Origin of the sequence: Methylobacterium sp. B4 (assembly GCF_003201865.1) — a bacterium.
Classification (GTDB): domain Bacteria; phylum Pseudomonadota; class Alphaproteobacteria; order Rhizobiales; family Beijerinckiaceae; genus Methylobacterium.
On sequence record NZ_QJJJ01000001.1, the window covers coordinates 99,816 to 121,363 of the forward strand.

Sequence of the window (21,548 nt, forward strand, 5' to 3'; positions counted from 1 at the left end):
TCGTTGGTGGTCTCCGCACCCGGCGGAAGACCGGTCGTTTGGAACGGCAGGTGCGAGACCTGCCGTATCACGTCTTAGAAGTCGCGCTGCACCCGGAAGCGGGCCTGGAACACGTCCTGGCTGCTGACGGTGCGGGTCGGGATCTGGTTGGCGCCGGTGCCGGTGAAGCCACCCTTGTCGCCGTCGGAGACGCGGCCGCTCTTGACGCCCGTCCGGATGTACTGGCCCTCGACACCGATATCGAGATCCTTGACCGGCGACCAGATCAGGCTCGCGCCGGTGACGACTTGGTAGGTGTCGCGCAGCGACTGGCTGAGGTTATAGCCGAGGCCGTTGGTGAGGTAGGAGGGCGGCGCGATCGTCGACGGGCTGCCGACGATGGCGTTGGCCTGGCTGGTGGCCTGGCGGGCACCCTCGGAGAACCAGATCTCGCCGTAGCTGCCGTAGAAGGCCGAGCGCCATTCCGGCGACCAGTAGTGGAGGTACGAGGCCACCGCCGTGAAGCTGTTGGAGAGCTCCAGCCGGCCCGTCAGCGGGTTCACGATCGCGTCGGCGAGGTACTGGTTGAAGGGGTTGCCGGCATAGACCGAGGCGTTGCTGAGGTAGCCGGCGGTGAAGCGGTTGATGCCGGTGTAGAACGAGGCACCCTCGCCGTACGAACCCTGGAGGTAGATGCCATCGCCCGGGGCGATGAAGGGCAGGTTGAACTTCACGCCACCCTGAACCGCCCAGCCGTACTCGGTCTGGCCGACGCCGCTGATGCCGCGCGCGGCCAGCAGAGCCTGGGTTCCTGCGGCGCTGATGGTGCCGAGACCTGCGGCGGAGAGCGTGTTGAGGAAGCCGCCGGTGTTGATCTCGCGCACGGCGGCGGAGAGCTGAGCCGAACCCCACGGAGCGTCGTAGCGCAGCGAGCCGACGAAGTCGGGCAGGCGCGAGCGCTGCACGGCGTCGATGAAGGCAACCGAGGTGGCGTTGCCGATGGCGTCGGTGCTGAGGATGATCGGGGTCGGAGCGGTGGTGAGGACCTGCGAGAGGGCACCCGCGCCCGCGCCCGCCGCCGCCGCCGGGACGGAGTCGGAGTAGATCGGGTTCTTGCGGTAGTTCGGGTCTTCCATCGAGATCGTCGCGGACCAGCCCTCACCGAACTTCTGCGTGTAGGCGAGCAGGTTGGTGGACGGCAGATCGGAGCCCAGCGAGGAGCCGATGATCTCGTAGTCGTGGGCGTAGAAGTCGTAGAACGAGGAGGCGCGACCGGCGGTCAGGCCGGCGAACTGCACGAACGCCTTGTCGACGTTGATGAAGTTCTGGATGCGGCCGAACGCGTCCTGGCCGGTGCCGGAGAAGGCGTTGCCGCTGCGCAGGTTCGTGCCGGAGGAGATCTTGGTGTTGCCCGTGCGGCTGGCGGCGTCGAGGCGCAGGAAGGCGCGCAGGGTGCCGTAGCCGGTCTGGGTGCGGGCGTCGAAGTTGAAGCGCGCCAGGCCGATGAAGCCCGAGAGGTCGCCGCCGCCGACAACGCGACGGTTGTCGCTGCCGATGTAGCCGTACTCGGCACGGGCGCGGCCCGAGACGCGCAGGCAGGTGTCGGTGCCGGGGATGTAGAAGAAGCCAGCGCCGTAGGCGGTGCAGACCCGGACGTACTCGATCGGAACGGCCTTCTTAACCGGCAGGTCGGCGGCCTGAGCCCCACCCGCGATGGTCAGCCCTGCCGCCGATCCGAGGAGAAGGCTCTTGACGAGCTTCATGATGAACCCTCCAGAAGTTTCGAGACCCGTGAGACCGGACTTGTTTTGGAGGAGCGCTCACCGTCCCGTGCGCGGCCCAACCCGTCCTGTGTCTCCTGGTGCCCGGGCCGCCCCGCGGTGGGGTCGGTCAGGCTCGCGGCGGGGTTGCCCGTCCGCAGCGGCACCATGGGCGAGCGTTGCCGTACGGGCAACAGAGATGACTGTCTTTGGGGCGTTACAAAGAGGCTTCGACGGCAGCTGTTGCAGCGTCGCAACTTAATCCGGCCCGCCGGGAAAATGTTTTCCCCATAATGAGCCGGTTAAAGACCGGCTTTGCCCGGAGATCTGCATCGAGATCGGCGAGACGGGGCTCAACCTTCCGCCGCCTCGCGCAGCATCTCCAGCGTCAACCAGCGCTCCTCGGCCGCCGCGAGTTCCGTCTCCGCAGCGCCCAGCATCGCGGTGGCCTTCTGGAACCGGCCCGCGTCGCGACCGTAGAGGCCGGGATCGGACAGCACCTCGCGCAGCTTGGCGATGCCTGCCTCGAGCTCGGCCATGCGGCCCGGCAGCGTCTTCAGTTCGTGCTGCTCCTTGAAGCCGAGCTTGGTTCGGCTCGCGGCCGGCGCCGCCCGGGCGGACTTCTCCCGCGGCTCGGCCCGATCACGGGAGGGCTTGCTCTCCTTCGAATCGCTGCGTGCCTCCACCCCGCGCCCGCGCTGGGCCAGCATGTCGGAATAGCCGCCGGCATACTCGACCCAGCGCCCCTCCCCCTCGCTCACCAGCACGCTGCCGGCCACGCGGTCGAGGAAGTCGCGGTCGTGGCTCACCAGGATCAGGGTGCCCGCGTAGTCGCCCAGCATCTCCTGCAGCAGGTCGAGGGTTTCGAGGTCGAGGTCGTTGGTCGGCTCGTCGAGCACGAGCAGGTTCGAGGCCTGGGCGAGCGCCCGGGCGATCAGGAGGCGGTTGCGCTCGCCGCCGGAGAGCACGCTCACGGGCGTGCGCGCCTGCTCGGGGGTGAACAGGAAGTCCTTCAGATAGCCGATCACGTGGCGGCTGCGCCCGCCCACCGTGACGCTGTCGCCGCGCCCGCCGGTGAGCACCTCCGTCACGGTGGCGCTCGGCTCCAGCACGGCGCGGGCCTGATCGAGATGGACCATGTTGAGGCCGGTGCCGAGGCGCATCTCGCCCGAATCGGGCGCGAGCGCACCGGTGAGCAGGTTGATGAGCGTGGTCTTGCCGGCCCCGTTCGGGCCGACGATGCCGAGCCGGTCGCCGCGCAGGACGCGCAGGGTCAGGTCGTTGACGATCCGGCGCTCGCCGTAGGATTTCGAGACCTGGCGCGCCTCCGCAATCAGCGTGCCCGAGGCCTCGCCCTCGGAAGCCGACAGCACCGCCTGCCCCACGGGGCGCCGGTGCTCGCGGCTCTTCTTGCGAAGATCCTGAAGGTCCGAGAGGCGGCGCACGTTGCGCTTGCGCCGGGCGGTGACGCCGTAGCGCAGCCAGTGCTCCTCGTCGGCGATCTTGCGGTCGAGCTTGTGCTTGTCCCGCTCCTCCTCCTCGAAGAAGGCGTCGCGCCACGCCTCGAAGCTGGAAAAACCCTGCTCGATCCGCCGCGTCACACCCCGGTCGAGCCAGACGGTGGCCCGCGAGAGGGCCGAGAGGAAGCGGCGGTCGTGGCTGATGAGGACCAGCGCCGAGCGCGTGCGCTTCAATTCCGTCTCGAGCCACTCGATGGCGGGAAGGTCGAGATGGTTGGTGGGCTCGTCGAGCAGCAGGATGTCGGGCTCGGGCGCCAGCGCCTGGGCGAGCGCGGTCCGGCGCCCCTCGCCGCCGGAGAGCCGGCGGGGATCCTCGGTGCCGTCGAGGCCGAGGCTCTCCAGCAGGTAGCGGGCGCGATGGGCGTCGTCGCCGGGTGCGAGGCCGGCCTCCACGAAGGCGAGCGTGGTCTCGAACCCTGAAAAATCCGGTTCCTGGGCGAGGTAGCGGATCGTGGTGCCGGGCTGGACGAAGCGCACGGCGCGGTCCGGCTCGACGAGGCCGGCGGCGATGCGCATCAGGGTGGACTTGCCCGAGCCGTTGCGGCCGACGAGGCAGGTGCGTTCACCCGGCGCGATGGTCAGGTCCGCCCGCTCGATCAGCGGGGTACCGCCGAAGGTGAGTGCGACGTCCTGGAGGGTGAGAAGGGGTGTGACGGCCATGGCGGGCTTATGGCAGCCGCCGGGGTCGGGAACAATCGAAGCGGGGGCCTTGGATGGCCCCCGCCTTTCGGATCGTCAGGCGATCGGGTTGGCCGGGCCTGTCGGCGTCGAATCCGGCATGCCGGGGCTCTCGACCGGAATCTCTGTCGGCGTCTCGCCCGGCGCTTCGGCGGGCGTCCCACCGGGGATCTCCGGGCCGGGGCCGGGCTCGGGCACCTGCGGCGCGTCGGGCGTGGCGGGGCCGGGGCTCGGGGTTTCCGGTCCGGGCACGGGGGATTCCGGAATCTGTCCGGGATTGGCCATGGAGACGCACCTCGCTGGCGGCGGCCACCGTGCCGCCGCCCCTCGCCAACGGAGGCTGCCGCGCGGGGTTCCCGCTACTTCTTGGTCAGGAGGAGATTGTTGCCTTCCTTGCCGACGATCTTCTGGATCTTCTGGGCGAACATCGAGAGCAGCAGCGGCATCCGCACCTCGACGCGCACGATGTCCTGGCCGACGTCGATCTGGCCGTCCACGGTCTGGGCGAGCGCGGTGACGGAATAGTCGAGGCGGTCGCCGGTCCAGTTCAGCGCATTGATGGTGATGCCGCTCCTGCCCAGGGCGTCGCGAACCTTCACGGTGCCCTCGTCGATCCGCCGCCGGGCCTCCTCGCGGCCGAGTTCATGCGGAATCTCGACCACCATCGGCTTCGCCATCGTACGCCCTCTGTTCATCGCACGCGGCCCGAGGCGGTTGCCGCCCCGGGCCTTCATCGACCGTAAGATGATTATGGGAAGGGCTCGGTTCCCCGGCAACGTCTCCGTGCCATCCAGGATCTGAGTGTCGTGCGCTTCAGCGCACGACGTTGCCGGGGCCTGCGCGTTGCGCGCTTCAGCGCACCACGTTGAGCGAGACGTAGCTCGTGCCCGACATGCCGATGGCGCGGGCGGAGCCGCGAGCAAGGTCGATCACACGGCCGCCGACGAAGGGACCCCGGTCGTTGATGCGCACCACCACGGAGCGGCCGTTGGCGCGGTTCGTCACGCGCACGCGGGTGCCGAAGGGCAGGTGGCGGTGAGCGGCGGTGTATCCGTTCGGGTTGAACCGCTCGCCGTTGGCCGTCTTGCGGCCGCTTCCGTACCAGGAGGCTTGGCCGCTCTGGGCCTGGGCGGGCAGCGCGACGAACGCGCCGATGACGGTGGCGAGGCAGACGGCAACGGACCGGTTGGTGACCTTCATCGTGGATCGCATTCCCTTGTTTTTTGCGATGCGTTGAGCGCCGCGGAAAATGAGCCCGATCTCGGCCAAAATAAGACGTTGATTTCGGCGCCCGGCCGTTGCTCCACAGAAGACTATCGGTCGCGGTTTCCTGCCCGCTGGCCGTGGGAAGAACTGAATACTTGCGACTGCATCGTGCAGCTAAGGCGATCAATGCTCATAACTTGTCGCGCAAGCATTCGTGGGCGTCGGCGCGGCGCACGGATAAGCCTTGACAGAGCTTCCCGGCCGGCTGCCCGAGGCGCGACGCAGGTTTGCATTTGATGCATGGATGGGCCCGGCAAAAACTGCCGCCCCATATCGAGACGCAGGGCTCGTGCGTGGGCAAACCCGGCCTTTACCGTGATCGGGGCATGGTCCGGTTGTCAGTCGCGTAACCGGTGTTTGCCATGGCTTCCCCGCGTACCGCGGTCGTCGGCGCCACCGCCCGGAATCAAGTCTCGCGTACCGGGCGGATCGCGTCGGCGCCGCGGATGGGTCTTGCACCCTCCGTTCAGCGTCTCCCCAACACCCTTCCCCTCGACGAAATCCTGATCGGCGACTGTATCGCCGCCATGGACCGTCTGCCGGCGGAAAGCGTCGACTGCGTCTTCGCCGACCCGCCCTACAATCTCCAGCTCGGCGAGGCGGGCCTGACCCGTCCCGACCAGAGCGTGGTCGACGCCGTCGACGACGACTGGGACAAGTTCTCCAGCTTTTCCGCCTACGACGACTTCACCCGTGCCTGGCTCAAGGCCGCGCGCCGTGTGATGAAGCCGAATGCGACCCTGTGGGTGATCGGCTCGTACCACAACATCTTCCGGGTCGGGAGCGCGTTGCAGGATCTCGGTTACTGGATCCTGAACGACATCGTCTGGCGCAAGGCCAACCCGATGCCGAACTTCCGCGGCAAGCGCTTCACCAACGCCCACGAGACCCTGATCTGGGCCTCGCGCTCGCCTCAGGCCAAGTACACCTTCCACTACGACGCCCTGAAGGCTGGCAACGAAGACCTTCAGATGCGCTCCGACTGGTTCATCCCGCTCTGCACGGGCGAGGAAAGGCTGAAGGACGAGGCGGGCCGCAAGGTTCACCCGACCCAGAAGCCGGAGGCTCTGCTCGCCCGCACGCTGCTGGCAGCCACCAATCCGGGCGACGTGGTGCTCGATCCCTTCTTCGGCACCGGCACGACCGGCGCGGTGGCGAGGCGGCTCGGCCGCCACTTCATCGGTTGCGAGCGCGACGCGACCTACGCCGCGGCGGCGCACGCCCGGATCGCGGGCATCGAGACGCTGTCGGCGGCCTCGCTCGCACTCGCGACGCCGAAGCGGGCCGAGCCGCGCATCCCCTTCCTCAGCGTCGTCGAGGCGGGCCTGGTCCGCCCCGGCGAGAGCCTCACCGACGAGCGCCGCCGTTTCCGGGCGACCGTGCGCCCCGACGGCCAGCTCAGCGTCGGGCCGGCCATGGGCTCGATCCACAAGGTCGGCGCCCTGGTGCAGGGTCTGCCCGCCTGCAACGGCTGGACGTTCTGGCACGCGGAGCGCGGCGGGAAACTCGTCTGCATCGACGAGTATCGCAGCGAGATGCGGGCGCGGATCGACGCGTAGTTTTTCTCTGGGTTTCGAAAGGACGAGTCCTTTCGCGGGTGCAGGGCCGTGCCCTGCATCTTCGCCGACTACCGCGTTCGAACCGGCTTGGGCGCCTTCTTGACGATCCGCGCCAGATCCGAGGGCCGCGACGAGGCGGGCTTCGGGATCGGCCCGCGCCGGGGCGGCGGCTCGGGCTCCGGCATCGTGGCGAGATCGGGCTCCCGGACCGGAGTCGCCGTCGGCGCAGGGACAGGCACCGGGCCGGCGAGTGCGTGGGCCAGCACCTTCTTCATGGCGCCCGGCAGGGGCTCGGCGTCGAGCGCGTCCCGGGGCGTGAAGCGCATGCCCTCCGGTGCCCGGGTCTCCGCGGCGACGCGGGCGAGGAACACCGTCAGTTCGAGCGGAAAATGCGTGAAGCCGTGCTTCACCACGCCGGGCAGGCGCTTCCAGCGGGCGTCGAGGGGCGCGTCGAGCAGGCCCTTGGCCGGATCGTAATCGGGCAGCCAAGCGCTGGTCGGCGGCTCGGCCATGGAGCCGAGCAGCCCTTCCGCCGGCCGCGTGCGCAGCAGAATCGCCCCGTCGCCGGCCCGAATGGCCACGAACGCCGCGCCCCTGCGCAAAATCCCCTTCTCCTTCTTCACCTTGCGCGGAAACGTCTCCTGCAGACCCTCGGCCCGGGCGCGGCAGGGCGCCATCCAGGGGCAGAGCGCGCAAGCGGGACGCTTGGGCGTGCAGAGCGTCGCGCCGAGATCCATCAGCGCCTGCGCGAAATCGCCGGGCCGGTCGCGCGGCACGATCCCTTGCGTGAACAGGCGGATGGGCGCGCGGGCGGCCGGCAGCGGCGTCTCGATGGCGTGCAGGCGGCTCATCACCCGCTCGACATTGCCGTCGACCGCCGCCGCCGGCCGGTCGAAGGCGATGGCCGCGATGGCGCCGGCCGTGTAGGCGCCGACTCCCGGCAGCTTGCGCAAGCCCTCCTCGGTGTCGGGAAAGGCGCCGGCTGCCGCGACCAGCTTCGCGCAGGCGTGCAGGTTCCGGGCACGCGAGTAGTATCCGAGGCCCGCCCAGGCCGACATCACCGCCTCCTCGGGCGCGGCGGCGAGCGCCGTCACGTCGGGAAACAGTCGCAGGAATTTCTCGAAGTAGGGCTTCACCGCCGTGACGGTGGTCTGCTGCAGCATCACCTCCGAGAGCCAGACCCGGTACGGGTCGGGCTGCTCGCCCGGAAGCGCCCGCCAGGGCAGCGCGCGGCGGTGGCGGTCGTACCAGACGAGGAGGTCTGCGGCCGAGGCGGCGTGCGCGGGCATGGCCTGTCCATAGCGGCCCCGCGCGGGCGGAAAAAGCGGTTCGATCCGGCCGACCCTTGAGAAAAGTCGAGGTGTGCTGTCGGCTCCACGGCGGACGGTGCGTCCTTGATCGGCAAACCCGGAGAAGGAGCAGGATATGGCTTACGTCGACGGATTCGTGCTGGCCGTGCCGCGGTCGAATCTTGACGCCTACCGGCAGGTCGCCCAGACCGCCGCGGAGGTGTGGCGGGAATACGGGGCGCTCGCGGTGGTCGAGGCGGTCGGCGACGACGTGCCTTTGGGCGAACGCACCTCGTTTCCCCGCGCGGTCCAGGCGAAGGAGGACGAGGTCGTCGTATTCTCCTGGATCCTGCACGCCTCGCGGCAGGCCCGCGACGAGACCAACGCCCGGGTGATGAAGGACCCGCGCATGGCCTGCACGCCGGAGACGATGCCGTTCGACGGCAAGCGCCTGATCTTCGGCGGGTTCGAGACCCTGGTCGAGGCCTGACCCCGGTTTGGGGGTTACTTCCGACTGGTCGTCCCCCGTCCTTGCGAGGCCGGTGGCCTGCTTGGTCCGACTCCCGCGCGGGCCGCATTTCGGGTAGTCTGGCGCGGTGGGAGGCGCCTGCCGCGCGCCGCCCGGTGTCCGGGGTGCCGATGGCGCGCGTCAAACCGTTGAGCGAACTGATCGAAGGCTGCATCGGCCCGGCTTTCGCCGCGCAGGGCTTTGCCTCCTCCGACATCCTCGCCGTCTGGCCCGACATCGTGGGCGCGCGCCTCGCCGATGCCTGCCAGCCGGTGAAGCTCGAATGGCCCCGTCGCGCCCGCCGCGACGCGGAAGGGCGACCCGAGCCCGGAACCCTCGTGGTGCGGGTGGAGGGCGCCTTCGCCCTCGAACTCCAGCACCTCGCGCCGATCGTGATCCAGCGCGTCAACGCGCATTACGGCTGGGCCTGCATCGGCAAGATCGTCCTGCGCCAGGACCGGTTGCACCGCACCGCCCGGCGCCAGCCGCCGCGCGCCCTCGATCCGGCCCGGCGCGGCGAGGTGGCGCTCGCCGTCGCGCGCATCGAGGAGGACCGTCTGCGCGACGCCCTCGACCGGCTCGGCGTCGCCGTGGTGGCGGCCGGGCCGCGCTAGCCGCTTCGTTCCGTCCGAATGCCGGCGAGCGGCGCCCGGGACAACGCGTCGGGCTGAGGTCCGGGGGCGTGCCTGCCGCGCGGCGCCGTGATAAGCGGCTCTCGAGACACGCCGTGCGGCGACGCGTCCGGCGGTCGGACGGAGCCGTTCCGTCCTATTCTGAGCGTCATCGGGCCGTGGGTGGCCCGCCAACGGAGCCCGTCCCAGCCATGATCACCCGGCGCGACGCCCTGAAGATGACCGGCCTCGCCATCGGCGCGGCCGCCCTGCTGCCCCGGTTTTCCGCCGAGGCGCTGGCGCAATCGGCCGACGCGGCCGCCCTCCTCCAGCCCGGTCCCCTCGGCGACGTCTGGCTCGGCCCGGCGGACGCCAAGGTCACGATCATCGAGTACGCCTCGATGACCTGCTCCCACTGCGCGCATTTCCACGCCACGACCTGGCCGGTGCTCAAGGAGCGCTACATCGACACGGGCAAGGTCCGCTTCACCCTGCGTGAATTCCCGCTCGATCCGCTCGCCACCGCCGCCTTCATGCTGGCGCGCTGCGACGGCGAGGCGAAGTACTATCCCATCACCGATCTGCTCTTCGACCAGCAGGCGAACTGGGCCTTCGTGCGCAAGCCGCAATCGCCCGTGGACGCGCTGGAGCAACTGCTGCGTCAGGCCGGCTTCTCGAAGGAGAAGTTCGAGGCCTGTCTCAAGGATCAGAAGACCTACGCCGCCATCAACGCGGTGAAGACCCGGGGCCTCGAAACCCTCAAGGTCGAATCGACGCCGACCTTCTTCATCAATGGCGAGAAGCGCGCGGGCGCTCTCTCGATCGAAGAGATCGAGAAGATCATCAAGCCGATCTTGGGCGCCTGATCGCGGGCGTCCGGGCAGCCCCGCAGAAGGCCGTGGAAAAGCAAGAAATCTTATGATTTATCAATGCTTTAATGAGCGGCCGGGTCGCCTTGACACTCAAGGTTGGCGAAACTATGGTGCGCCGCGCCGAGGGGGCCTGTCGTTTCCCTCCGCTCCCGACGACGTCTGGGGTCGCCCGTGAGCGGCGGCCCGACGGAGCCCGGGGGCGGGCCGGAAAAGGCGCCCGCCGAAGGCGATCTCTCCGCGAGGCTCAAACGTCTCGAGACGCAGCTCGAGGGAAAGCGGCCCAAAGCCGCTTCCGGCGAAGCTGCGCGCACCGGCACGTCCGGCGGGTCAGCCCCGCTCGGTCAGGCCATGCGTCTCTCGACCGAGTTCATCGCGGGCGTGATCGCCGGTGGAATCCTCGGCTACATCGCCGATCATCTTCTGGGGACCAAGCCCTGGGGAATGATCGTACTGCTGATGCTGGGCTTCGTGACGGGGATCTACAACGTCATGCGGATCAGCGGCTTCAGCGGCAACAAAGCGGGAAAAGATCGCCGGTAAGGGTCCTCAAGCGGCCTCTAGGGTCTTGAGACTCGCCCGGCATCGTGTAAGGGCGACGCGCGAGAGGGGAGCCGCCTGGCTCCACGCGCGACACAATAAGGGGCGGAAGCGGGCACATGGCGGTCAGTATCGACCCGATCCACCAGTTCGAGCTGCAGCCGCTCGTCTCGCTGGGTCACATCGGCAACCAGCAGCTCGCGTTCACGCAATCGGCTCTCTACATGTTCGCCGCGGTGGGCATCATCGCGCTGCTGACCATCGTGGCGACCTCCGGCCGCGCGGTCGTTCCGGGCCGCCTGCAGGCGCTGGCCGAGACGCTCTACGAGTTCATCGCGGACACGGTGCACCAAGCCACCGGCGCGGACGGCAAGCGCTTCCTGCCGCTGGTCTTCTCGCTCTTCATGTTCGTGCTCATCCTGAACCTGCTCGGGATGATCCCCTACGCCTTCGCCGTCACCAGCCACCTCATCGTCACCTTCGGCCTCGCGCTGGTGGTGATCCTGACCGTGGTGATCTACGGCGTGGCCAAGCACGGCACCCACTTCCTCGGCGTCTTCGTGCCGTCGGGCGTGCCCAAGCCGCTGCTCCTCATCATGGTGCCGATCGAGATCGTGTCGTTCCTGTCGCGTCCGATCAGCCTCTCGGTCCGTCTCTTCGCCAACATCCTGGCCGGCCACATCGCGCTGAAGATCTTCGCCTTCTTCGTGGTCCAGCTCCTGGTTGCCGGCGCCTGGGGCGTGCTCTCGCCCCTGCCGCTCGCGCTCACCATCGCGCTGACGGCCCTCGAGTTCCTCGTCGCGGCCCTCCAGGCTTACGTCTTCGCGACGCTGACGGCGGTCTATCTCGCCGACGCCCTCCACCCCGGCCACTGATCCTTCCCGGCCGGACCCTTCCGCCCTAACGAACCCCGTTCGAACTTCAGGAGTGTTTCATGGATCCCGTCGCTGCGAAGTACATCGGCGCCGGCCTCGCCTGCCTCGGCATGGCGGGCGCCAGCATCGGCCTCGGCAACCTGTTCGGCCAGTTCTACGCGGGCGCCCTGCGCAACCCGTCGGCCGCCGACAGCCAGCGCACCAACCTGCTGCTGGGCTTCGCGCTCACCGAGGCGCTGGGCATCTTCTCGCTGCTCGTCGCCCTGCTGCTCCTCTTCGCCGTCTGACGTTTCCGGGGGAGCGCGGGCCGGCCCAGGGTTTTTCGCCCACCGGGTCCGCCTCGCGCTCCCCCGCTCGTTGATCCGGCCGCTCCGCCCGCGGAGCCGGCCTTCCGACGTCACCGGACAGGGCCATGGCCGAGCAGAAGAATCCCCTCACGACTCCCTCTCCGAACGCGGACACGACGATCGTTCCGCCCGGAAGCCCCCATACCCATACCGAGCAGCCCTCCGGCGGCCACGGCGGTGCCTTCCCGCCCTTCGAGAGCCACACCTTCCTCTCGCAGCTGATCTGGCTCGCGCTGGCCTTCGGCCTGCTCTACTACCTCATGTCCAAGGTCGCGCTGCCGCGCATCGAGGCGATCCTCGGTGAGCGCTCCAACCGCCTCTCGTCCGATCTCGGCGAGGCGCAGCGCATGAAGACCGAGGCCGATGCCGCGGGCGCCGCCTACGAGCAATCGCTGCGCGAGGCCCAGGCCAAGGCGCAGGGCATCGCCCAGGACACCCGGAACGCGCTCTCCGCGGAAGCCGACGCCAAGCGCAAGGCCCTCGAGGCCGAGCTGAACCAGCGCCTGGCTGCTTCCGACGCGACGCTTCGTGCCCGCACGACCGAGGCCATGGGCAATGTCCGCTCGATCGCCGGCGAGACCGCCTCCGCGATCGTCGAGCGCCTGACCGGTCAGGCGCCCGATCAGGCGACCCTGAACCGCGCCCTCGACGCGATGCCCGCGACCCACTGATCCGGCGGGCCGGCCCCGCGCCGGCCCCGCTCTTCCGTTCCGACCCCGTCCCGGCATGCCGGGCGCAAGGCCGACCAAGGGTTTGAGACCGACATGTTGTTGACCGCCGAATTCTGGGTCGCCGTCGCCTTCGTGGCGTTCCTGGTCATCGTCTGGCGGGTCGGTGGCTTCTCGATGATGACCAACGGGCTCGACAACCGCGCCAAGCGCGTGCGCCACGAGCTCGACGAGGCGCGCCGCCTGCGTGAGGAGGCCGCCGCCGTCCTCGCCGACTACAAGCGCCGCCGCACCGAGGCCGAGCGCGAGGCCGAGGCCATCGTCGCGGGCGCCCGTCAGGACGCCGAGCGGGCCGCTGCCGAGGGCCAGACCCGCCTCAACGAGTTCGTGGCCCGTCGCACCAGGTCCGCCGAGGCCAAGATCGCCCAGGCCGAAGCGACCGCCACCGCGCAGGTGCGCGCCGCCGCCGCCGACGCTGCCGTCAAGGTTTCCGAGACGATCCTGCGGGAGCGCCTTCAGGGTGCCGCCGCCCAGGATCTCGTCCGCGCCAGCCTCGGCGACGTGAAGAGCCGCCTGCAGGCCTGACCGGCGGAAGCTCGAGCCGATCCTTGCCGCCTTTGCGCAAGGATCGGGCGCGAACGCACAAGCCTCGTCCGGCCTTCCGCCTAAGCTCGGTCGAGCGGGGCGCGGCCGACGATCCGCCGACTTGATCGGCACTGCGACACCCGGTCCCATACCGGGTGTTTTCGTTTGTTGAAGATCTTGCGGGCGTTCTTGACCTGCCTGCGCCGCAGCAGATCGGGTTCGTATCTTCAAAAATTTTGAAGGGCGGCAAAAAAATGCCTGTGCTTGGCCTGTCCTTCCGCGGCGTGTAGTAATCCTGCCTGAAAAACACCCCCGTGTACGTCAGCGGGAGAACGGGTGGGTTTGCCCGTAAACAACGAAAAGAGGCTACGCTCATGAGCGCCGGAACCGCGTCCGACACCACCGACCTCGACACCTTCTTCTCCGCTCACCTCGCCGAGACGGATCCCGAGATCGCCCGTGCCATCTCGCAGGAGCTGGGCCGCCAGCAGCACGAGATCGAGCTGATCGCCTCCGAGAACATCGTCTCGCGCGCGGTGCTCGAGGCTCAGGGCTCGGTGCTGACCAACAAGTACGCGGAAGGCTATCCGGGCCGGCGCTACTACGGCGGCTGCCAGTTCGTGGACATCGCCGAGGAACTCGCCATCGACCGGGCCAAGCGCCTGTTCGGCTGCGGCTTCGCCAACGTGCAGCCCAATTCCGGCTCCCAGGCGAACCAGGGCGTGTTCATGGCCCTGATGCAGCCGGGCGACACCTTCCTCGGCCTCGACCTCGCCGCGGGCGGCCACCTCACTCACGGCGCGCCTCCGAACGTCTCGGGCAAGTGGTTCAAGCCGGTCTCCTACACCGTGCGCCGCGAAGACCAGCGCATCGACATGGAGCAGGTCGAGCGCCTCGCCCAGGAGCATAAGCCGAAGGTGATCATCGCCGGCGGCTCGGGCTACCCGCGCCACTGGGACTTCGCCAAGTTCCGCGAGATCGCCGATTCCGTGGGCGCCTTCTTCTTCGTCGACATGGCCCACTTCGCCGGCCTCGTCGCCGCGGGTCTGCACCCCTCGCCGTTCCCGCACGCGCACGTGGCCACCACCACGACGCACAAGACCCTGCGCGGCCCGCGCGGCGGCATGATCCTGACGAACGACGAGGCCCTGGCCAAGAAGTTCAACTCGGCGATCTTCCCCGGCCTCCAGGGCGGCCCGCTGATGCACGTCATCGCCGCCAAGGCGGTGGCCTTCGGCGAGGCGCTCAAGCCCGAGTTCAAGATCTACGCCAAGCAGGTGATCGACAACGCCAAGGCGCTGGCCGACACCATCATCTCGGGCGGCTACGACATCACCTCGGGCGGCACCGACAACCACCTGATGCTGGTCGATCTCCAGCGGAAGGGCCTCACCGGCAAGGCGGCCGAGGCGGCGCTCTCGCGGGCCGACATCACCTGCAACAAGAACGGCGTGCCGTTCGACCCGCAGAAGCCCACCGTCACCTCCGGCATCCGCCTCGGCACCCCGGCCAGCACCACCCGCGGCTTCGGCGTCGCCGAGTTCAAGCAGGTCGGCTCGCTGATCGTGGAAGTGCTCGATGGCGTCGCCGAGAAGGGCGAGGGCGGCGATGCGGCCGTCGAGGCCGCGGTCAAGGAAAAGGTCCACGCCCTGACCGACCGCTTCCCGATCTACAGCTAAGCCTCACCACGACGTTCACCGGCCCGGATACGGGCCGGTGCGGCCGCGGATCCTCGGGATCCGCGGCCTTTTCTTTGTCAGCAATCGGCTCGCGGGTCGCCATCGGCGCCGCCTCCGGCCGAGCCCGGAGCGGTCGCCCGGTTGCGGCGGAGCCGGCCCGACCGTCCGGCGCCGCTCGCCCTCGCCGGACGGCTCGCCCGTTCTGGCATTTGATCGCCGGCTGGGGCAGAGGAGAGGCGAAGCGGCCCGGCCGGGCCTTCGGGACGAGGTGGTGAGCGCGCGATGCGGTGTCCGTTCTGCGGGGGGCCCGACACGCAGGTGAAGGATTCGCGGCCGAGCGAGGATTCCGCCGCGATCCGCCGCCGCCGCGTCTGCCCGGATTGCGGGGGACGCTTCACCACCTTCGAGCGGGTGCAGCTGCGCGAACTCGTCGTGCTCAAGCGCTCGGGCAAGCGCGTACCCTTCGACCGCGACAAGCTGCAGCGCTCCGTCGACGTGGCCCTGCGCAAGCGCCCGGTCGACCCCGAGCGGATCGACCGGCTGGTCAGCGGCGTCACCCGCCGGCTCGAGAGCGGCGGCGAGGGCGAGGTCACCAGCGAGGCCATCGGCGAGGCGGTGATGGAGGGCCTCAAAGGCCTCGACGACGTGGCCTATGTCCGCTTCGCCTCCGTCTACAAGAATTTCCGCGAGGCGCAGGACTTCCAGGATCTGCTCGGCACTCTCGGCGGCCGGCTCGACGGCGAGGTCGCATCGATCGGGGAACCGGAGGCCGCGCCCCCTCCCCCCGAGGAGGCCGTGAAGCCGCGCCGCAGGCCGGCCCGGCCCCGCACGTGACGGGCGCAGCCGTGGACGCCGCCGCGCAGGCCGCGCTCGACCGACGCGCCATGCGCCTCGCCCTGGCGCTGGGCCGGCGCAATCTCGGCCGGACTTGGCCGAACCCGAGCGTCGGCGCCGTGGTGGTGGCGCAAGGCCGCGTCGTCGGTCAGGCGGTGACCGCACCGGGCGGGCGCCCGCATGCGGAGCCGCTGGCGCTGGCCATGGCCGGTGCGGCGGCCCGCGGCGCGACCCTCTACGTCACCCTGGAACCCTGCTCGCATCACGGCCACACCCCGCCCTGCACCGATGCGACGGTCGCCGCCGGCGTCAGCCGCGTGGTCACTGCCATCGAGGATCTCGACCCGCGTGTGGCCGGGCGCGGCCATGCGCAGCTCCGTGCGGCCGGCATCACCGTGGAGACCGGCCTCCTGCGCGAGGAGGCGGCCCGCGACCATCGCGGCCATTTCACCCGCATGAAGCGGGGGCGCCCGAGCCTGCATCTCAAGCTCGCCCGGACCCGCGACGGCTTCGCCGCCCCCGCGACCGGCGAGCGCCTGAAGATCACGGGGGAGATCGCGGACGGGGCGGTGCATCTCTGGCGCGCGCATGCCGACGCCATCATGGTCGGCATCGGCACCGCCCGGGCGGACGACCCCTCGCTGACGGTGCGGCTGCCGGGGCTCGCCGAGCGCTCGCCGGTTCGGATCGTCCTCGACTCGACGCTGCGCCTCAACCCTGCCAGCCACCTCGTGCGAGGCGCCCGCGACCTGCCGACCCTGGTGCTAACCGGGCGCGGCGCGCCCGCCCATGCCCGGCGGATGCTCGCCTCCTTCGGCGTCGAGGTCGCCGCCGTTCCCACCGACGGGCAGGGCCGGATCGATCTGCCCGCCGCCCTCGCGGCGCTCGCCGAGCGCGGGCTGACCCGGATCTGCAGCGAGGGCGGCCCGGCGCTTGCCGATGCGCTCGCCGCGCACGATCTCATCGATGCCTGCACGCTCATCACCGGCCCGGCCGTCCTGGGCGAGGCGGGCGGGCTGCCCGCGGTCGGGCCGAACCTCGCCCGCCGCCTGGCCGACGGCACCCTGGCCGAGATCGAGGCGCGGCCGCTCGGCCCCGACACGATGCTTACCTACGAGAGGATCTGACATGTTCACCGGGCTCGTCACCGATGTCGGCCGGGTCGTCTCGATCGAGGGCGGCGAGCGCCTGCGCCGGATCGTCATCGAGAGCGCCTACGATCCCGCCGGGATCGCGCTCGGCGCCTCGATCGCCTGCTCCGGCCCCTGCCTCACCGCCGTCGCAGTCGAGCCGCACGGCACGGGCTGCCGCTTCGCCGTGGACGCCGCCGCCGAGACGCTGGCCCGTACCACGGTCGGCGACTGGCGCGAGGGCTCGCGGGTCAACCTCGAACGCTCGCTGAAGATCGGCGACGAACTCGGCGGCCACCTCGTCACCGGCCATGTCGACGGCGTCGCCGAGATCCTCGCCCGCGAGACGATGACGGGGGAGGACAATCCCTGGGGCGCGAGCGAGCGCTTCACCCTGCGGGCCCCGGCCGCTCTGGCCGGCTTCATCGCCGAGAAAGGCTCGGTCTGCCTCGACGGCACCTCGCTGACCGTCAATTCGGTCTCCGGGGCCGATTTCTCGGTGCTGCTGATCCCGCACAGCCTCTCGGCGACGACCTGGGAGGAGCGCCGCGCGGGCGACCGGATCAACCTCGAAGTCGATCTGCTGGCCCGCTACGCCGCGCGCCTCGCCGAGGCGCGCGGGTTGATGCAGGGCTGAAGTGCGAAACGCCTACCTGCCGTCGTAGGAAGCGGCGAGGCTGTTCAGAATCGCGTTCGTCTGCGCATCGTAGGTCTTGTCGCCCGCGGGCGAGGCCCAGTAGCTCACGAGCAGGGAGCGCAAGCCATCGGCCTTGGGCACGACCGAGAGGTAGCGTAGCACGGTCGGCTTGCCCTCGTAGGTCGCGGGATACTCGGTGACCTTGAGGACGTAGGTCGGGAAGTCGACCTCCTTCGACTGCCCTTCGCCCGTCACCTTCACGCCCTGTTCCTTGAAATAGGCGTTGTGCTCGCCGAGCAGGGCCGTGAACTGCGCGGGCTTGTAGCTCTCGAACCAAAGATAGACTTCGTCGTCGGCCGTCCGTGCCTGGATGCCGCGATCGATCGTGGTGACCTTCCACGAGGCCGGGATGTCGACCGCGATCGGCCGATCCCCGGGCACGACGGTGACCTTCTTGGCCAGGGCGGCACTGCCGGTCATCAGCAGGAGTGCGAGCGCTGCACCGGCCAGGATTCTGGGCGAACAGGTCGTCATGACGGTCTCCACATGCCCGCTCATCGAGACGGCCGCCGCCAGCTTTGCTGTCACGCCTGCGGTCCGGCAATGAGCGACCGTCCCAGATCAATCGAAAGGCGCGGGACGAGCCGATGAACAGCGCCGAAATCCGATTTTCGCGTCTTCCTGCGGGTCGCAGGGCGGCCCTCGATCGCCTCGGGAGACACCTGCGCGTCCGCCACGCGTGCGATGTGGGGGGCGTCCAATCATGACATCCGCCGCGATTCGTGGCCGGTTCGTCGATCAAGAGCGACCGGCAGGACGCCCGGCGACGGCGGGGCTGCGCGTGGTGCTTGTGGAGCCCGCGGCACTTGGGCTAACCCTCCGGCCCGCCCCAACATCCGCGCACTCGCTCCGGAACGGCACAGGCATGGTATCCCAGAACCGGAACGCGGACGCGCCGAAGAGCATCCTGGAGAGCCTCGCCGGCACGCGCGTGCTGGTGGTGGAGGCGCGCTACTACGACGACATCGCCGACGAATTGCTCGCGGGTGCCCGCGCGGCGATCGAAGCGGTCGGCGCCGAGGCGCGGGTCTTCACGGTGCCGGGCGCCCTGGAGATTCCCGCGGCCATCGCCATCCTGATGGAAGCCGGACGCAAGGCCGGCGGCCCCTACGACGCGGTGGTGGCGCTCGGCTGCGTCATCCGCGGCGAGACGGGGCATTACGACATCGTCGCGGGCGAGAGCGCCCGCGCGCTGATGGATCTCTCCGTCGCCGAGCACCTGCCGCTCGGCAACGGCATCCTCACCGTCGAGACCATGGAGCAGGCGCAGGCCCGCGCCCGGGTCTCCAAGATGAACAAGGGTGGCGGTGCGGCGGAGGCGGCGCTCAGCCTCCTCGCCATCAAGCGCGCCGCCAAGCTGGAACCCGCCCGATGAGCGAGCCCGCCGCCACACCGGCCAACACGCCGGCCCAATCGAAGCCGAACACCCGCACCGGGGCGCGTCTCGCCGTGGTGCAGGCGCTCTACGAGATGGAGATCTCGGACAAGGGCGTGATCGAGGCGCTGGCCGAGTTCGAGGCGCACTGGATCGGCCAGGAGATCGACGGCGTCGTCCACCCGCCGGCCGAGACCGCCTTCTTCCGCGACGTGCTGCGCGGCGCGGTCGAGGAGCAGCGCGCCATCGACCCGAAGCTCGACGCGGCGCTGGCCAAGGGCTGGCCGCTGCGCCGCCTGGAGGCCGTGCTGCGGGCGATCCTGCGCGCGGGCGCCTACGAGCTGATGTTCCGCCGCGACGTGCCGGCCCGCGCCGCGATCTCGCAATACGTCGATGTCGCCCACAGCTTCTACGGCGGCGACGAGCCCGGCATGGTCAACGCCGTGCTCGACCGGGTCGGCCGCGAGGTACGCTCCACCGAGTTCGGCATCCCGGCCGCGCCCCCGAAGAAGGGCTGAGGAGCATGGCGCGCGCGGGCGAGGAGGCGCTGATCGCGCGCTACTTCGCGCCGCTCGCCGGACCCGGCGCCGAGGGCCTGCGCGACGACGCCGCGAGCCTGACGCCGACGCCCGGCCATGACCTCGTGGTGACCGCCGACGCGATCGTGGCCGGCGTGCACTATTTCCCCGACGACCCGCCGGGCTCCATCGCCGTGAAGGCGCTCGGCGTGAACCTCTCGGATCTCGCCGCCAAGGGGGCGAGCCCGCGCGGCTTCCTGCTGACGCTGGCTCTTCCGGACGACTGGACCGAGGATTGGCTGGCCGCCTTCGCCGAAGGGCTCGGTGGGGCGAGCCGCGCCCATGGCTGCCCGCTCCTCGGCGGCGACACCGTGCGCTCCGGCGGCCCGGCGCTGATCGGCGTGACCGCCTTCGGCGAGGTGCCGGCGGGTGCGATGCTGCGACGGCAGGCGGCACGGGCCGGCGACCGGCTCTGCGTCAGCGGCAGCATCGGCGACGCCGCCCTCGGGCTCGCCCTGCATCTGACGCCCGACCCGGCGCTGGATCCCGTCCATGGCGGCGCCTTGCGCGAGCGCTACCTGCATCCGCGTCCGCGCCTGGCGCTCGTGCCCGCCCTGCGGCGGCACGCTCGCGCGGCCATGGACGTGTCGGACGGGCTCGCGGGCGACCTGGCAAAGATGTTCGCCGGCACCGGCCTGACCGCCCGGGTCGAGGCCGGCGCGGTGCCGCTCTCGCAGGCCGCGCGGGCGGCCGTCACCCTTGCGCCCGAACGCCTCGCCACGGCCCTGACCGGCGGGGACGATTACGAAATCCTCTGCGCGGTGGCGCCGGAACACCTCCCCGCCTTCATCGCCGAAGCGCGGGCGGCGGGCGTGCCGGCGGCGGAGATCGGCAGCGTCGAGGCGGGCGACGACCCGCCGCTCTTCCTCGACGGCGAGGGATGCGCCATGGATTTCGCACGGACCTCGTTCAGCCACTTCTGACGCCGGTTCCGGTTGATCGCTTCCGGATTTCGCCGCACTCCGTCATCGCGAGCGGATGGAAGCGATCCAGGACGCGGCCTCTCCGGAGGGTGCGGAGCCCTGGATTGCCACGGCTTCGCCTCGCAATGACGGCGAAGTCGGCCGCGTCATCATGCGCAGGCCGTACGGGACGCTTCGCGAGATCGCTCCCCAGGTGGAGCGGACGCGATCGGGCGCCGCCCTCCCGGCGATGGCGGCACGCCGACTAGACGCCCTCCGCCTCGATCCCGACCTGCCGCCGGCTCAGGGTCCAGACCCGCTCCTGCAGGGCCTCGTCCCGGCTGAGGGCGGAGGACGGCGTCTCGCGGCATTTCGCGAAGTAGCGCCCGCTCACGCCCTCCACTTCCGGCGCGGTGGCCACGTGGAGGGAGGTCTTGGCTCCGTCCTCCGGCGAGATCAGGAAGGGGCGGATCAGTCCCCAGGCGAAGCCGAGGACGCCGCTCGTGTTCTTGGCGAAGTCGCTCGCCACCACGCCCGGATGCACCGCGTTGACGGTGATGCCGCTGCCCGCGAGGCGCCGGGCCAGGGCGTAGGTGAAGAGGACGTTGCCGAGCTTGGCTTGGGCATAGGCCTTCATCGCGGCGTAGCGCCGCTCGCCCCCGAGATCGTCGAAGTCGATCCTGCCGCGCGTATGGGCGGCCGAGGCGAGGTTGACGATGCGGGCGCGGGGCGCGAGCCCCGCGTGCAATTCGTGCGTCAGCAGAACGTAGGCGAGGTGGTCGAGCGCCCAGGTCCGCTCGATCCCGTCCACCGTCGGGCTGCGCTCGCTGAAGATCGCGCCCGCATTGTTCACGAGGATGTCGAGCCTGGGGTAGCTTGCCCCTACCTCGCCCGCGAGGCGGCGGATCTCGGCCTGCGAGGAGAGGTCGGCGACGAAGACATCCGCCGCGCCGCCGGTTTCCCGGCGGATGCGCGCGGCGGAGGCCTCGGTCCGGCCAGGATCGCGCCCGACGAGGCCGACCCGCGCCCCGAGCCGCGCGAGCCCCAGGGCCGTCTCGGCGCCGATCCCGGAGGAGGCACCGGTGACGAGGGCGGTGCGGCCGTCGAGGCGCACCGGCTCAGAAGACCGCTTGGCCGACGGCGAGCGCGATCACCACGATGACGATGGCAAGCACGAGGAACAGGCCGAACAGGATGCGGGCGATGGAGCTCGCGCCGGAAGCGATGCCGGTGAAGCCGAGGGCACCCGCGACGAGCGAGATGACGAAGGCGATGGCGGCCCATTTGAGAAGCGTCATG

25 protein-coding genes are annotated in these 21,548 nt (G+C 70.2%); 16 read left to right on the plus strand and 9 right to left on the minus strand.

Translation table 11 applies throughout. The features are described from left to right. Positions 1–74: 74 nt before the first annotated feature. The 5 genes from BY998_RS00460 to BY998_RS00480 form a co-directional block, all read right to left on the minus strand. On the minus strand, positions 75–1,742 hold the full coding sequence (locus BY998_RS00460) for a porin (RefSeq protein WP_110349662.1): 1,668 nt from the start codon (positions 1,740–1,742) through the stop codon (positions 75–77). Between the two features lie 350 nt (positions 1,743–2,092). Then, positions 2,093–3,919, minus strand: a complete 1,827-nt coding sequence (locus BY998_RS00465; RefSeq protein ID WP_110349663.1) for an ATP-binding cassette domain-containing protein — start codon at positions 3,917–3,919, stop codon at positions 2,093–2,095. A 75-nt stretch (positions 3,920–3,994) separates the two neighbouring features. Then, positions 3,995–4,222, minus strand: a complete 228-nt coding sequence (locus tag BY998_RS00470) for a hypothetical protein (protein ID WP_110349664.1) — start codon at positions 4,220–4,222, stop codon at positions 3,995–3,997. A 74-nt stretch (positions 4,223–4,296) separates the two neighbouring features. After that, positions 4,297–4,614 carry a polyhydroxyalkanoic acid system family protein gene (locus BY998_RS00475; RefSeq protein ID WP_110349665.1) on the minus strand — a complete coding sequence of 106 codons (318 nt, stop codon included), beginning with the start codon at positions 4,612–4,614 and terminating at the stop codon, positions 4,297–4,299. 175 nt (positions 4,615–4,789) lie between these two features. Next, on the minus strand, positions 4,790–5,137 hold the full coding sequence (locus BY998_RS00480) for a septal ring lytic transglycosylase RlpA family protein (protein WP_110349666.1): 348 nt from the start codon (positions 5,135–5,137) through the stop codon (positions 4,790–4,792). 428 nt (positions 5,138–5,565) lie between these two features. On the opposite strand from BY998_RS00480, the gene BY998_RS00485 reads away from it, so the two are divergent. Continuing rightward, complete coding sequence (locus tag BY998_RS00485) at positions 5,566–6,762, plus strand: site-specific DNA-methyltransferase (RefSeq protein WP_110350223.1); 1,197 nt, start codon at positions 5,566–5,568, stop codon at positions 6,760–6,762. A 68-nt stretch (positions 6,763–6,830) separates the two neighbouring features. Here BY998_RS00485 and mutY read toward each other — a convergent pair whose 3' ends face one another. Further along, positions 6,831–8,051, minus strand: a complete 1,221-nt coding sequence (gene mutY, locus BY998_RS00490; protein WP_110349667.1) for an A/G-specific adenine glycosylase — start codon at positions 8,049–8,051, stop codon at positions 6,831–6,833. A 136-nt stretch (positions 8,052–8,187) separates the two neighbouring features. On the opposite strand from mutY, the gene BY998_RS00495 reads away from it, so the two are divergent. The 12 genes from BY998_RS00495 to BY998_RS00550 all read left to right on the plus strand — a co-directional run bounded on the left by BY998_RS00495 (position 8,188) and on the right by BY998_RS00550 (position 17,334). Next, the gene (locus BY998_RS00495) at positions 8,188–8,541 is read left to right on the plus strand and encodes a DUF1428 domain-containing protein (protein WP_110349668.1); all 354 of its coding nucleotides are present in this window, start codon (positions 8,188–8,190) and stop codon (positions 8,539–8,541) included. 149 nt (positions 8,542–8,690) lie between these two features. Beyond that, positions 8,691–9,173 carry a DciA family protein gene (locus BY998_RS00500; protein WP_110349669.1) on the plus strand — a complete coding sequence of 161 codons (483 nt, stop codon included), beginning with the start codon at positions 8,691–8,693 and terminating at the stop codon, positions 9,171–9,173. Positions 9,174–9,382: 209 nt separating this feature from the next. Beyond that, entirely contained in the window at positions 9,383–10,036 is a 654-nt protein-coding gene (locus BY998_RS00505; protein ID WP_110349670.1) for a DsbA family protein, read from the plus strand. A 177-nt stretch (positions 10,037–10,213) separates the two neighbouring features. Further along, positions 10,214–10,582, plus strand: a complete 369-nt coding sequence (locus BY998_RS00510; protein ID WP_110349671.1) for an AtpZ/AtpI family protein — start codon at positions 10,214–10,216, stop codon at positions 10,580–10,582. Between the two features lie 116 nt (positions 10,583–10,698). Continuing rightward, the gene (locus tag BY998_RS00515) at positions 10,699–11,454 is read left to right on the plus strand and encodes a F0F1 ATP synthase subunit A (protein WP_017486420.1); all 756 of its coding nucleotides are present in this window, start codon (positions 10,699–10,701) and stop codon (positions 11,452–11,454) included. 59 nt (positions 11,455–11,513) lie between these two features. Continuing rightward, positions 11,514–11,741: a F0F1 ATP synthase subunit C gene (locus BY998_RS00520; RefSeq protein WP_003601125.1), complete on the plus strand. Its 228-nt coding sequence runs from the start codon at positions 11,514–11,516 to the stop codon at positions 11,739–11,741. A 125-nt stretch (positions 11,742–11,866) separates the two neighbouring features. Then, positions 11,867–12,472, plus strand: a complete 606-nt coding sequence (locus BY998_RS00525; RefSeq protein ID WP_110349672.1) for a F0F1 ATP synthase subunit B' — start codon at positions 11,867–11,869, stop codon at positions 12,470–12,472. Between the two features lie 96 nt (positions 12,473–12,568). Continuing rightward, positions 12,569–13,054, plus strand: coding sequence for an ATP F0F1 synthase subunit B (locus BY998_RS00530; protein WP_181425413.1), 486 nt, complete (start codon positions 12,569–12,571; stop codon positions 13,052–13,054). A gap of 374 nt (positions 13,055–13,428) precedes the next feature. After that, positions 13,429–14,733, plus strand: a complete 1,305-nt coding sequence (gene glyA / locus BY998_RS00535) for a serine hydroxymethyltransferase (RefSeq protein ID WP_110349674.1) — start codon at positions 13,429–13,431, stop codon at positions 14,731–14,733. A 282-nt stretch (positions 14,734–15,015) separates the two neighbouring features. Continuing rightward, the gene (nrdR, locus tag BY998_RS00540; protein ID WP_110349675.1) at positions 15,016–15,567 is read left to right on the plus strand and encodes a transcriptional regulator NrdR; all 552 of its coding nucleotides are present in this window, start codon (positions 15,016–15,018) and stop codon (positions 15,565–15,567) included. Positions 15,568–15,617: 50 nt separating this feature from the next. Next, entirely contained in the window at positions 15,618–16,694 is a 1,077-nt protein-coding gene (gene ribD, locus BY998_RS00545; protein ID WP_181425414.1) for a bifunctional diaminohydroxyphosphoribosylaminopyrimidine deaminase/5-amino-6-(5-phosphoribosylamino)uracil reductase RibD, read from the plus strand. Between the two features lies 1 nt (position 16,695). After that, positions 16,696–17,334, plus strand: a complete 639-nt coding sequence (locus BY998_RS00550; protein WP_110349677.1) for a riboflavin synthase — start codon at positions 16,696–16,698, stop codon at positions 17,332–17,334. Positions 17,335–17,346: 12 nt separating this feature from the next. Here BY998_RS00550 and BY998_RS00555 read toward each other — a convergent pair whose 3' ends face one another. Beyond that, positions 17,347–17,922, minus strand: coding sequence for a hypothetical protein (locus tag BY998_RS00555; RefSeq protein WP_245421431.1), 576 nt, complete (start codon positions 17,920–17,922; stop codon positions 17,347–17,349). A 337-nt stretch (positions 17,923–18,259) separates the two neighbouring features. Here BY998_RS00555 and ribH point away from each other — a divergent pair, with 337 nt between their 5' ends. The 3 genes from ribH to thiL are packed head-to-tail and all read left to right on the plus strand — an operon-like array spanning position 18,260 to position 20,270. Continuing rightward, entirely contained in the window at positions 18,260–18,769 is a 510-nt protein-coding gene (gene ribH, locus BY998_RS00560) for a 6,7-dimethyl-8-ribityllumazine synthase (protein ID WP_110349678.1), read from the plus strand. Beyond that, positions 18,766–19,287 (plus strand): transcription antitermination factor NusB, encoded by a 522-nt coding sequence (gene nusB, locus BY998_RS00565; RefSeq protein WP_110349679.1) that lies wholly within the window; start codon positions 18,766–18,768, stop codon positions 19,285–19,287. The genes ribH and nusB overlap by 4 nt, the downstream gene beginning before the upstream one ends. Before the next feature lie 5 nt (positions 19,288–19,292). Beyond that, entirely contained in the window at positions 19,293–20,270 is a 978-nt protein-coding gene (gene thiL, locus BY998_RS00570) for a thiamine-phosphate kinase (protein ID WP_110349680.1), read from the plus strand. Positions 20,271–20,514: 244 nt separating this feature from the next. Here the strand turns inward: thiL and BY998_RS00575 are convergent, their stop codons facing one another. Both BY998_RS00575 and BY998_RS00580 read right to left on the minus strand, forming a co-directional pair. Next, positions 20,515–21,363, minus strand: a complete 849-nt coding sequence (locus BY998_RS00575; protein ID WP_110349681.1) for an SDR family oxidoreductase — start codon at positions 21,361–21,363, stop codon at positions 20,515–20,517. 4 nt (positions 21,364–21,367) lie between these two features. Further along, a complete protein-coding gene (locus BY998_RS00580; RefSeq protein WP_009866949.1) occupies positions 21,368–21,547 on the minus strand; it encodes a DUF1328 domain-containing protein in 180 nt (59 codons plus the stop codon). Between the last annotated feature and the right edge of the window lies 1 nt (position 21,548).